The sequence below is a fragment of the Streptomyces sp. NPDC021012 genome (assembly GCF_044333355.1).
Lineage (GTDB): Bacteria > Actinomycetota > Actinomycetes > Streptomycetales > Streptomycetaceae > Streptomyces.
Genome location: NZ_JBIRQU010000006.1, coordinates 196,846 through 208,137, shown reverse-complemented (window position 1 = coordinate 208,137; position 11,292 = coordinate 196,846). Strand labels below are relative to the sequence as shown.

General features: G+C 69.6%; 10 protein-coding genes. 6 read left to right on the top strand and 4 right to left on the bottom strand.

What is annotated here, in order from left to right:
- Nucleotides 1–20 precede the first annotated feature (20 nt).
- From ACH4TP_RS21395 to ACH4TP_RS21385, 3 genes are read left to right on the top strand one after another with little or no spacing between them, the layout of a single operon-like run.
- A complete protein-coding gene (locus ACH4TP_RS21395; RefSeq protein ID WP_398438806.1) occupies nt 21–620 on the top strand; it encodes a LamG-like jellyroll fold domain-containing protein in 600 nt (199 codons plus the stop codon).
- The gene (locus ACH4TP_RS21390; protein ID WP_398182345.1) at nt 581–1,678 is read left to right on the top strand and encodes an amidohydrolase family protein; all 1,098 of its coding nucleotides are present in this window, start codon (nt 581–583) and stop codon (nt 1,676–1,678) included. The genes ACH4TP_RS21395 and ACH4TP_RS21390 overlap by 40 nt, the downstream gene beginning before the upstream one ends.
- A gap of 21 nt (nt 1,679–1,699) precedes the next feature.
- The gene (locus ACH4TP_RS21385) at nt 1,700–2,956 is read left to right on the top strand and encodes a glycosyltransferase (protein WP_398182348.1); all 1,257 of its coding nucleotides are present in this window, start codon (nt 1,700–1,702) and stop codon (nt 2,954–2,956) included.
- On the opposite strand, the gene asnB is transcribed toward ACH4TP_RS21385, so the two are convergent.
- Complete coding sequence (gene asnB / locus ACH4TP_RS21380; RefSeq protein WP_398438805.1) at nt 2,929–4,767, bottom strand: asparagine synthase (glutamine-hydrolyzing); 1,839 nt, start codon at nt 4,765–4,767, stop codon at nt 2,929–2,931. The two genes, ACH4TP_RS21385 and asnB, sit on opposite strands and share 28 nt — an antisense overlap.
- A 694-nt stretch (nt 4,768–5,461) precedes the next feature.
- Entirely contained in the window at nt 5,462–6,301 is an 840-nt protein-coding gene (locus ACH4TP_RS21375) for an IS5 family transposase (RefSeq protein WP_398438804.1), read from the bottom strand.
- 352 nt (nt 6,302–6,653) lie between these two features.
- Here ACH4TP_RS21375 and ACH4TP_RS21370 point away from each other — a divergent pair, with 352 nt between their 5' ends.
- From ACH4TP_RS21370 to ACH4TP_RS21360, 3 genes are all read left to right on the top strand, one after another.
- Nucleotides 6,654–7,073, top strand: a complete 420-nt coding sequence (locus ACH4TP_RS21370; protein WP_398438803.1) for a DUF4440 domain-containing protein — start codon at nt 6,654–6,656, stop codon at nt 7,071–7,073.
- Between the two features lie 713 nt (nt 7,074–7,786).
- A complete protein-coding gene (locus ACH4TP_RS21365; RefSeq protein WP_398438802.1) occupies nt 7,787–8,419 on the top strand; it encodes a dihydrofolate reductase family protein in 633 nt (210 codons plus the stop codon).
- A gap of 72 nt (nt 8,420–8,491) precedes the next feature.
- Nucleotides 8,492–9,073 carry a hypothetical protein gene (locus ACH4TP_RS21360; RefSeq protein ID WP_398438801.1) on the top strand — a complete coding sequence of 194 codons (582 nt, stop codon included), beginning with the start codon at nt 8,492–8,494 and terminating at the stop codon, nt 9,071–9,073.
- 718 nt (nt 9,074–9,791) lie between these two features.
- On the opposite strand, the gene ACH4TP_RS21355 is transcribed toward ACH4TP_RS21360, so the two are convergent.
- Together ACH4TP_RS21355 and ACH4TP_RS21350 are read right to left on the bottom strand one after the other, a co-directional pair.
- On the bottom strand, nt 9,792–10,346 hold the full coding sequence (locus tag ACH4TP_RS21355) for a dihydrofolate reductase family protein (RefSeq protein ID WP_398182354.1): 555 nt from the start codon (nt 10,344–10,346) through the stop codon (nt 9,792–9,794).
- 96 nt (nt 10,347–10,442) lie between these two features.
- Entirely contained in the window at nt 10,443–11,162 is a 720-nt protein-coding gene (locus ACH4TP_RS21350) for a helix-turn-helix domain-containing protein (RefSeq protein ID WP_398182357.1), read from the bottom strand.
- Nucleotides 11,163–11,292 lie beyond the last annotated feature (130 nt).

Below are 11,292 nucleotides of genomic sequence, written 5' to 3'. Positions count from 1 at the left end.
CCTACCCCTGCGAGGCGTGCGTGTTCGAGCTCGTCCTTCACCACCGCTACGACCGACCCGGCGCCGAGGACCTGTCGGGCCGCGGCAACCACGGCTACGGCGCTCCCGGCAGAGGGGAGGGCCGGGAAGCGGGCACGGGCGCCGCGCTGTTCGACGGAACGACCGACCGCGTCTTCGTGCCCCCCTCACCGACGCTCACCCGGTCCGGGGGTATCCGCGCCGACCTGACCGTGAACCTGGAGGAGTACGTCCATCGGCGCACCCTCATCGAGGGTTACCTCTCATTCGCCTTAGGGGTCGAGGGCGACGGCGCACTCGGAGCCAGTATCTACCAGAACATGGAGTGGGGCGGCATCCAGAGCCGGCCGGGCCTCGTACCGCTCGGCCGATGGGTCCACGTGACGTTCGTGTACACCGACGACGGCGCCATGGCGCTCACCATGGACGGGGAACTCGTGGCCGAGGGCTACGGCGGACTCGGCCCGGCACAAGGCATCCACTGGCCGTTCGGCCTCAACATCGGTGCCTGGCCCGACGGCGACCAGCGCATGTGGAAGGGGCGGATCGAGGAGGTCATGCTGTGGAGGACGGCACCGAACGGCACGAAGGCGCCCCTGTGACGGCGGGAACAGCCCTCGGCGCGCACCTGGGCAGCTACGCGCCGCGCAGTCGGTTACGCGTGCCCACCACCCGCGTCGAACGCGCGCGGGTGCCTGCGGTCGACGCCCATGCCCACCTCGGCCGGTGGCTCACCGGCGGCTGGGCGGTGCCGGATCCACGGGAACTCGTCCAGACCATGGACCGCTGCAACATCCGCGCCGTCGTCAATCTGGACGGCCGGTGGGGCGCGGAGCTCCAGCAGAACCTCGATCGGTACGACAGGGCCTACCCGGGCAGGTTCGCCACCTTCTGTCATCCCGACTGGTCCCGGCTGCGCGAAGCGCAGGACGAGCGGGCCGGTGCCCTGCTGGCGGACGACCTCGAGGCGGCCGTGGCCGCAGGCGCCCGCGGCATGAAGGTCTGGAAGGACCTGGGCCTCGGGGTGCGGGACGGCGCGGGGCGGCTGGTGCTGCCGGACGACCCCAGGCTGTCGCCACTGTGGCGCCGCACGGGCGAGTTGGGTGTGCCCGTCGCCATCCACACCGCCGACCCCATGGCCTTCTTCGACCCGCCGGACCCCTCCAACGAACGCCTTGAAGAGTTGCTGGCCCACCCGGAGTGGTCCTACGCGGGCCGGGGCCTGCCCACCTTCGAGAGGCTCATCACCGCGCTGGAGGCCGTGGTCAAAGGTCATCCCGGCACGACTTTCATCGGTGTCCACGCCGGATGCTGCGCCGAGGATCTCGGCCTGGTCGGACGCATGCTCGACACGTGTCCGAACTACCTCATCGACATCTCGGCACGGCTGGCCGAGCTCGGTCGTCAGCCGCGCCGCACCCGGGCACTCCTGCTGCGCCACCCGGGCAGGGTGCTGTTCGGCACCGATGAGATTCCGCCTTACGAGGCCGCGTATCGGACGCACTTCAGGTTCCTGGAGACCGAGGACGAGCACTTCCCCCACTCGGACGAGCATCCGCCCCTGCGCGGCCGATGGATGATCTCCGGGCTGGGACTGCCGCCGGACGTCCTGGCCGAGATCTACGCCGGTACCGCGCACCGCGTCATTCCGGGGCTCTGAAACCAGCGGCGAGGAGGCACAGTGCAGCACCTGCGCGACACCGTCCTGATCCTCAACCACCGTTTTCTGCCACAGGGACGCCACGCTCCCTACCTCTACGGCGTCGTCCAGCATGCCGTCAGAGCGGCGGACATCCTCCATCTCAACGGCGGGCGCGTCGCCTTCGTCTTGTATCGGCGCCGCGACGGACTGCGCCGCCCCCGGGTGCGGCCGCTACACGTCTTCGGCCGTTATCCCGCGGTCAGCCTGGAGTTCCACTACGGCATGACGGACGCGGAACTCACCGACGCATTCCGCACAGCGATACGCGCGGCCGGCGGCGAGGAGGGCGAGCCCTCACCGGTCGTCTACTACCAGACCTCGGCCGTACTGCCTTACGCACCACCGGAGTTCGACTCCTTGATCACCCACCACTCCCCCTTCGTGACGCACGTGGCCGAGGCGATCGGCTGGCCGGCGGCGCAGCAGGCCTTCGACTGGGACCACGCGAAGGCACGGCATCTCCAGCACGTCCAGCAGCGGGGCCTTGACGTCGTGCGCCGCCGGGAACGTCTGCTGTGCGCCGAGATATCGCCCCTGCAGGTCCGGCGCCTGCGCGCGGAGGGTGTGCCGGCCGGGCGCGTGACGGCGCTGGCACAGCCATTGGACGGTGCGGTGGGCCGGGCCCGCCTGCCGGAGGAGCTTGCCGGTCTGCCCCTCTCGTCCGGTCTCCTGGCGGTGACCGCCGTGTCACGGCTGGACCACTTCAAGAACGTCGAGCTGTTCGTGGCGGGCTGCCGGCTCGCGATCGAGAACGGCGACCTGGCACGGGCGGTGGTGATCGGCGGGTTCCCGGAGGACGCGGAGCGCGAGCGGCTGCGGGCTTCGATACCGAGGGAGCTCCGCGAGAGGTTCGTCTTCACACCCCGCACCGGCCGGGACGCGCTGGTGGGGCGCTTCTTCCCGTCCCTTGCGGGCAAGGCGGTGTTCGTCTGCTCGTCGCGGTTCGACCTCGTGCCGTACACGGCGCTCGAGGCCGCACGTTCGGGTCTGTGCACGGTCGTCGCGGATGTCGGCAGTGTGGGCGTGCAGGAGATGCTGCCCGAGCAATACCGATTCCAGGCCACCCCGGCGGGTCTCGCCGACTGCCTCAAGCGCCTCGCGCACGACCCGTCGGGGATCAGGGACTTCTCCGGTACGAGCGCCGAGATCCGGCATGCGACGAGCGATGGGGCGTTCCTGTCCGGCTTCCGGGAACTCTGCGGCCGCTTTCAGCGCAGTCGTACTTCGGGCTTGTAGAGGTCCAGCCAGACGGTGAGGTTGAGTACGTCCTCGATGCCGTTGCGCGTCGCCGCCGGAAGCGACTCCGGGGGGACGCGCACCGCGGCAGCCAGCCATCGGGGGTCGATGAGATCGAACAGCGGCTGATCGGGGTGCCGGAGCAACTCTGCCGCCTGCTCCTGCAAGACCTGCGCATGGCGGGTCGACCGCAGGGTGGGATAGGCGCTCTTGCGGCGTTCGAGCACCCCTGCCGGGAGCAGGCCGCGGCTCACCGCCCTCAGGAGGCTCTTCTCGCGGCCGTCGTGGCTCTTCATGTGCCAGGGCGCGTTGTGCACGTACTCGACCAGCCGGTGGTCGCAGTACGGCACCCGCACCTCGAGCCCGACGGCCATGCTCAACCGATCCTTGCGCTCCAGCAGGACGCGCAGGATGCGCGTGAGGTGCAGATGGCTCGACACCCGCATGCGCCGTTCCAGCGGACTGTCGTCCGGCAGGGTGTCGACCTCGGCGACGGCGGTCGCGTACAGGTCGTGGAGGTAGGTGTCGAGGTCGAGCGACCGGGACAGCTCGGGGCGCAGGGCAGATCGCAGTTGACCGTAGCCGCTGAGCCCGGCGATCCAGGGGAAGGCGGCTGCCTGCTGCACGTGCGGATCGTGGTTCCAGTGGTAGCCGCCGAAGAGTTCGTCGGCGGACTCGCCCGACAGCGCCACTGTGCAGCGTTGCCGGATCTCCCTGAACAGCAGGTACAGCGAGCGGTCCCGGTCCTGTGAGGTCGGTGGCAGGTCGTAAGCGGCGACCGTCTCGCGGCGGATGCGGGGCTCCGCGATCTCGTCCGCGTCCACCAGGACGTTCGTGTGGCGTGTGGACAGGTGCCGGACGACTTCGCGGACGAACGGAGCGTCGGCCTCGGGACGTTCGAGGTCGGCCTCGACCATGTCGGTGTGATCGGCGAAGTCCACCGAATAGCTGGCGACGGATTCCCCCAGCGGGCCCAGCTGTGCCGCGGCCATGGCGGTCAGCGCGCTGGAGTCCAGCCCGCCGGAGAGCAGGACGCAGACCGGCACGTCCGCCACCATTTGACGGCGGACGCCGTCCTGTAACAGGGCGCCGACGGTCTCGACGGTTTCAGGCAGGCTGTCGCGGTGGTCGTGGGCGGTGAGCCGCCAGTAGGGCCGGGTGCGCAGGCCGCCGCGGTCCACGGTGACAGCGGCCCCCGGCGGCACGTGGCGCAGCCCCGCCCACACGGGCTGGTCGATGCTGAGGCTGTGCGCGACCATCTCACGCAGCCCGTCGGTGTCGATCGCGGGGCGGGACAGCGGATGGGCGAAGATGGCCTTCGCCTCGGAGCCGAACAGCAGGCCGTCGGGCGTGGACCGGTAGAACAGCGGCTTGATGCCGAGCCGGTCCCGCACGAGGACGAGCCGGTCGACCCTGGCGTCCCACACCGCGAACGCGTACATGCCGTTCAGCCGCCGCGCGACGTCCGGACCCCACTCGAGATAGCCCAGGAGCACCACCTCCGTGTCGCAGGACGTGCGGAACCGGTGTCCCATGGAGGCGAGTTCGGCGCGGAGTTCGGCGAAGTTGTACGTCTCGCCGCTGTAGGTGATGACCACCGGGCCGTCGGGTGTGGGCGCCACGAGCGGTTGGACCCCGCCCGACGGATCAAGCACCGCCAGCCGGTGGTGGCCCAGCGCGGCATGCCGTCCCGTCCACACACCGCTGCCGTCCGGGCCGCGTCTGCGCAGCGTGTCCGTCATCGCCCTGACGACGGGCGGCTCTGCGAGGAGGTCGCGGTCGAAGGACACCCATCCGGTGATACCGCACATCTCAGCTCCGTCGGCGGGAGGCAGCGGAAGCCGCTCGTGCTCGGCTCCGGTCACCCCATTCTCTGGTACACCGACGCCCTCCGGCCAGCCAGGAATCGGCCTTCCCCCGCACCGGACGCGGCGCGGTCTCCGCACCCAGCGGTCTCGAGCCGGTCCCCGCTCCTGCTGGCCTCTAGCACAGCAAGTCCGGATTCGGACGCTGGCCACGGATCGAATTGCTCTCGTACGCACTGGGGGAGGAGGCTTTCCGACCTGGGACGTCGGTGCGGCTTGAGCCTTTTTTGCCCTAGGCGGGGGTAGGCCGATCGCTCGTACTGTCCCGCAGCGGGGCCATTCGCTCGGGTCTCGGATGCCTTCCCGAGCAAGTGGGCTGCCGCTCCCATCAGGGCCTCTCTTTCCGGTGCTGGTTCCGTGCTGGCTCGCGACCCGAGATGGAGAGAAACACGCAGGTCAGCCGCGTATGTGGTGGGACACCATAGTTCGACGCTCCCGCATCCGCCCGGCCGCATGCCCCCGGCGGTGAAGGGGGCAGGTTTATGCGGGCGCCGTCTGAGGGACGCGGGGTCCACGGCCTGTGGGAGGAGTCAGTGACGGCCTGCTCGGAGCATTGCGGTCCCGCGTGTGTAAGAGGGCGTTTCGTCCCGTTGTTTCATCCCGGATTGCCGGATTGCCGGATTGCCGGATTGAGCGCGTTTCATGTGTCACGCCAGCTCGGGGTGGATTCGGCGGTGAGTCTGCGGGTCATGAGGTTGATCATCGCGAGGTGGATCATGGCTTCGGAGCGGTGTGGGTGGGCTTCGTAGTCGCGGGCGAGGCGGCGGTGGTTCATGAGCCAGTCCAGCGTTCTCTCGACGGTCCATCGACGGGGCAGGACGGCGAATCCCCTGGTCGTGGGGTCGCGGCGGACGATGTGCATGTCGATGCCGAGGGTGGCGGCATGTTCGACGAGGTGCTGGCGGTAGCCGCCGTCGACCCAGGTCTTGCGGACGGTCGGATGCTCGGCGGCGACCCGTTCGATGAGGGTCTGGCCGGCGATCGAGTCCTGCACGCTGGCCGCGGTGACCAGGACTCCGAGGAGGAGCCCGACGGTGTCGATGACGATGCTCCGCTTGCGGCCCACGATCTTCTTGCCGGCGTCGATGCCCTGCTCAGAGGTGGGGACGTTGACGGAGGTCTTGATGCTCTGGGAGTCGATGACGCAGGCGGTCGGTTCCTCCTCGCGGCCTTCCTGCCTGCGGACTTGGCGGCGGAGGAGCGTGTTGAGCTGGTCGAAGACGCCTTCTTCCTGCCAGCGGGCGAAGTATGCGTAGACGGTGTTCCAGTGCGGGTAGTCGTGCGGCAGATAGCGCCATGGGATGCCCGTCCGGTTCACGTAGAGGACCGCGTCCAGCAGGCTCCGCAGGTCGTGGTCCGGTGGTCGGCCGATGTCCAGGCCGCGGCCGCGGCGCTCGGACCGCCAGGCGGTCAGGACCGGCTCGACCAACTCCCACCGGGCATCGGACAGATCGCTGGGATATCGGCGGCGTTCAGGCATGAACCTGAACTACCCAGCCGGCCCCGGCGCGCGGACCGGCGCTCGAAGCAAACAGCGCGAAGACCGGCGCCTTGGGATGAAACAGGAGCAGCCAGGCCAAGACGCCCGCCTGACAGTCACTCCCACATCATCAACCACACCAACCTCATCACTCCCAGCCGATCACAAGCCCATATCGGCGCAAGAGAACGTAATGATGAGCTAAACGCCCTCTGACTGATCGTTTCAGAATGGGTTTGGCTCGAGGTCTCGGCGGTCGGGCCGGCGGGCGGCCCCGGCCGTCGCAGGCGAGGTGGACCCCGGTGGTCAGACCGCCGCGGGCCCGTCGGCCGCGACCAGGCATCATGTCGCCATGATCCAGAACGACCGGCACGCGCCCGAGGCGCTCCCGCAGCATCCGGACGTCACCGAGGCGATCATCCGGGAGCGACGCCTCCACGACCCCTCCGTCCGTCTCTCCGGCCCCCTCGCCGAAACCCTCTTCGACCCCGATTTCATCGAGGTCGGCGCCTCCGGGCGGCGGTGGACACACGCGGAGATGATCGCCGCCCTGCCCACGCTCCACGGCGGCGCCGACAACAGCAGCCCCATCACCGCAGAGCACTTCGAGGGCACGGTCCTCGCCCCCGGGATCGTCCACCTCACCTACGAGACCCGCATCGAGGACCGGCACGCCCGCCGTTCGTCGATCTGGCGCCGCGACGCCGCCGGGGAGTTCCGGCTCTACTACCACCAGGCCACGCCGGTGCCGGACGGGACGGCCCGGCCGTAGGGTCCGTCCCGGGGCCTGTCCGCCCCTTCCCGTCGGGTCCGACCCGCCCGGCCTGATCCGACGCGAATCGTCAGACGGGCCCTGGGGCGAGCATGTGAATCCTCTCCCGCGGAGCTCGGGTTCCGCTGCGTGCTCCCTCCCGACGCCGCGGTGTCGTCGTACGGCTGGTCGGCTCACGGTTGTCGCCGCTGTGGCCACGGCCCTGGCCCTGCCTCTGTTCGGTCCGACCGAGACCGCGACCGCGAGTCCGCAGGGGCCGGGCGCCTCGCGTGCCGTGCGGACCGATCTGATCGAGAACGGCACCTTCGAAACGGAGCCCGGTCTGGCGGGTGGTCGGCTCAACGACGGCAAGGTCGGGAGGTGGCGCGAGATCGGAGAGGGCTACGCTCTGCCGACTACGGTTCCGGCCGGCCAGAAACGGTCGATGCTCGCCTCCGGTGTTCGTCGTTCTCGATCACCGTTCGCTCACAAGCTCTCCCCACGGATTCTGCAGTCGCGTCATGAGCCCCGCCGGGTGGTCCCGCCCGTGGGCCTCATGCGGTGGTCGCGGCGCCGAGGCGGTGTGGTGCTCGGGCCCGCGTCGGGGCCAGGGCCGGGTTCGTGTTCGCGTCCGGGGTCGTCCGAACGGGTGAACCCGGCTTCGCGGCGATGATTCCGCGGTCGTCCCCGGGTCTACCTCTTGACGAGACCGTTCGACGCATCAGGAGCAAGCCATGGGCCTCATCCACATCGCCATGTTCTCGACCCTCGACCTCGTCGGGCAGGCGCCCGGCGGTCCCGATGAGGACCCCGAGGGGTTCCCCTTCGGCGGCTGGCAGGCGCCCCTGATCGACGAGGCCACGGGCGCCCAGATCCAGGCGGCGTACGAGGGCACGGACGCCCTCCTGCTCGGTCGGCGCACGTACGACATCTTCGCCTCGTACTGGCCGCAGCAGGACGACCACTTCGGCAGGCTCTTCAACCGCATCCCGAAGTACGTGGCCTCCCGTGGCAAGCCCGACCTGCCCTGGGCCGACTCCGAGCAGCTCGGCCCGGACCTGCCCGGCGCGGTGCGCGAGATCCGCGAGCGGCATGAGCAGGTGACGGTCGTCGGCAGCCTGAACCTGGTGCAGACCCTCCTGCACGAGAAGCTCTTCGACCGCCTGGACCTCTGGCTGCACCCCGTCGTGCTCGGCGTCGGCAAGAAGGTGTTCGAGGACGGCGCGGTGCCCACCAACGTCACGCTCCTGGAGCCGCCGGAGGCCAGCCCCAAGGGGACCGTGCACCTGCGCTACGGCCGCGCCGAGGGCACGCCCGCCACGGGGGACATGAGCGCACCCGACCGCGGTCTGGGCGACGAGTCCTGATCTATGCTGGGGCAGCCTGCGGGCGCCGACCGCCTCCCGTCCGGCGAGGAAAGCCCTTCGAGGAAAGCCCCGTTGACTCCGTACTCCCTTGCCTTCTACCTCGATGTGATCACGTCCGGAACGGTGCTCGGCGCCAGGCCGACGGACGGCCCCGACCAGGTCACAGCCGTCCTCGGGACCGACTTCGCCGAGAACTCCCTCGACGGCCACGGCATGTGGCGCGACTACGGCATGGCCGAGTTCTTCTGGCAGCGGGAGTCGCCCGACCACCCTTGGGTGGGGCACCACTTCACCCTGCAGGTGCATCGGCTGTCGTCCCTCGGCAGCCGCGCCGTCAACCCCGTGATCCGTGCGCGGTACGGCCGCTTCGCCCGCCGCCTCCGCTACGGCAAGCTGGAACGGCTGCTGGCCGGGCGCGGCGTACGCATGGAGGACGTCCCGGATCCCAACGGTCCGGCGTACACCCTGCACTGGCAACCCGACTCCCAGGTGTCGGTGTTGGCATGCCGGGCTGCCCAAGGGAGGCACGGGCGTCGGGGCGGCCGCGAGCGCATCGGTGACGTGTACGCCGTGTACTCGTCGACGAGCGCCGAGCAGGTGGCCTTCTACCGGGCGCGCTACGGCGGACCGCGTGCCGAGGGCGGGCGCGGGTGACCGTCGAGGGGTGGTTCCTTCCCTCGGACGTGCCCCAGGCCCGGCGGCGGTGATGGTTCACGGTGTGCTCGTCGCCCAGCAGAACCGCATAAGGAATTGTCGTACCACTCGATGGTCGTGCCGATGAGACTGGTGGCGACGATGCGCTTGAGGGAACCGGGGGGTGTGGGAGCGGTTGTTGCGGCGGCCATGTGCACCACTTGCAGGCATGTGCGGGGACGTTTCGGTGTCGCCACACCGTAGGAAGTCGCAGGTCAGGGGCGTATGTGGTGGGACACCATAGTTCGACGCTCCCGCATGCGCCCGGCCGCCATGGCCCTCCTGCGCGACCTCGTGGAGTCCTGCGGAGCGGCTGGACCAGCGCCTGTCCGTGTCGCGCTGATCGGGAATGACATGAGGCCACCGTGCTGACTACGGAGAGTGGAACCCGCACACATGGGCAGACCGGGCGCGGCCGTCGCCGCAGCGGCCGGCATCATTCCGCCTCGGACCTGGACGGGTCTTTCACATGCCCGCGGGGGACCAGCAGCAGCCTGCTCGGAAGCCGCGCGGTTTCGTCGCGGTCCAGGTCATGACTGCCGGGTCCTGGAAGGTGTGGCCGCCTCGCAAGGGCAGACCCGAGCCGCAGATGTTCGGAGGAGAGCACCGGCGACTCGCCCATTGGCCCTACGACACCGCCACTGAACGGAGCAGCCTGACTGCCGCTACGGTCCAGCGCTCAGCGCACCGGGCGGTAGGTCGCGATGATCACGCCGCTGCTGGTGGGCTCGGCGCTCACCAGCTCCAGCTTCTTCAGGGCGGCGTCATCCGCGAACAGCTTCTTTCGGCCCTCGCCGGCCACCACCGGGTGGATCAACAGCACCAGTTCGTCCAGCAGATCAAGTTCCAGCAGCGAACGCACCAGCGTCGGGCTGCCCGCGACGGTGATGTCCTTGCCCTCGCCTGCCTTGAGCTTCTCGATCGCGGCCGCCAGATCGCCGTTGACGAGCGTGCTGTTGGCCCAGTGCTCGACGCTGTCCAGCGTGGAGGAGACGACGTACTTGGGCGAATCGTTGATCCACTTGGCGAAACCGGCGTCCTCGCCGCTGGTCACCGTCGGCCAGTACTCAGCCCACTCGGTGAAGGTCACCCGGCCCATCAGAATCGTGTCCGCCGTCTCCAGCGCCTTCCCCAGTGCAGCGCCCATCTCCTCGTCGAAGGCGAACTGCCATTCGTTCGGCGACTGGACGACACCGTCGAGCGAGATGAACGGACTCGAAACGACCTTGCGCATGATTCCTCCGTGATGAGTTCCGGGCCGTCTGCCCGGTTGCGGCCGGGACGGCCCTGCGACCGGGACGAGCCGACCCCGTCGGCTACGCCGGGAAACCTACGCGGGCATCGAGGACGAGGGCTTGTACAGAAGCGACAGGGGCTCGGTCCCGTCCGGACGGCTCAGGCCAGTGGCGGTCCGGCCGATGTACCGGGTCAAGGACCGCGCCAGATGCGGCTGGTCGAAGTAGCCCAGCCGGTGCACGACGTCCTGGGCCCGTTCACCCTTCTGAATCAGGATCGCGGCCGCACGGGCGCGGTGGATCTGCCGGATGGCGCCCTGGGTGAGACCCGTCGCCGTGACGAAGCGCCGCTGGAGGGTGCGCTCGGAGACATCGGGGGCAGCGCCGTCGAGCACGGCGGGCACGATCGGGTCGCGGTCCACGATGCCCTCCCGCACCATGCGCCGTACGAACGCCTCCGCGTTGTCGTAATCGGGCGGGTGCCAGGCAGAGCCCTTCAGCCAGACGGAGCGCCGCGTCACATCGGGTATCTCCGCGTTCCTGCCCACGAGCCGGCTGATCGGTATGTGCGGCATCGAGGTGCCCAGGGCGAAGCTGATACCGAAGAACGTGGCGTCCTTGGGGACGGGGGCCGGACATGCCCTGGGTTCTGGGCCCACTACGACTGCCTGGACCTGACCTCGGTGCTCCCAGAAGACGAGCTCCCAGTGCGCCGCCGCGACCGACATCATCCGGCCCACTTCGTTGCTCCGGCTGCGCCACACCCGCTCGACGTACGGCAGCTCCGACGGTCTGCTCTCGATCTCCAGACCCAACCGGATCCCCCCCCGTTCTCCGCTGCCTGAGCCGTCAGTGTGTCACGCCGTCCGGCGGCCGGGCCGCGTGCGAGATGTGCGGGGAGGACCGGCGCGGATCGGTCTGACCGAATGTTTCGCACTGTCTCAT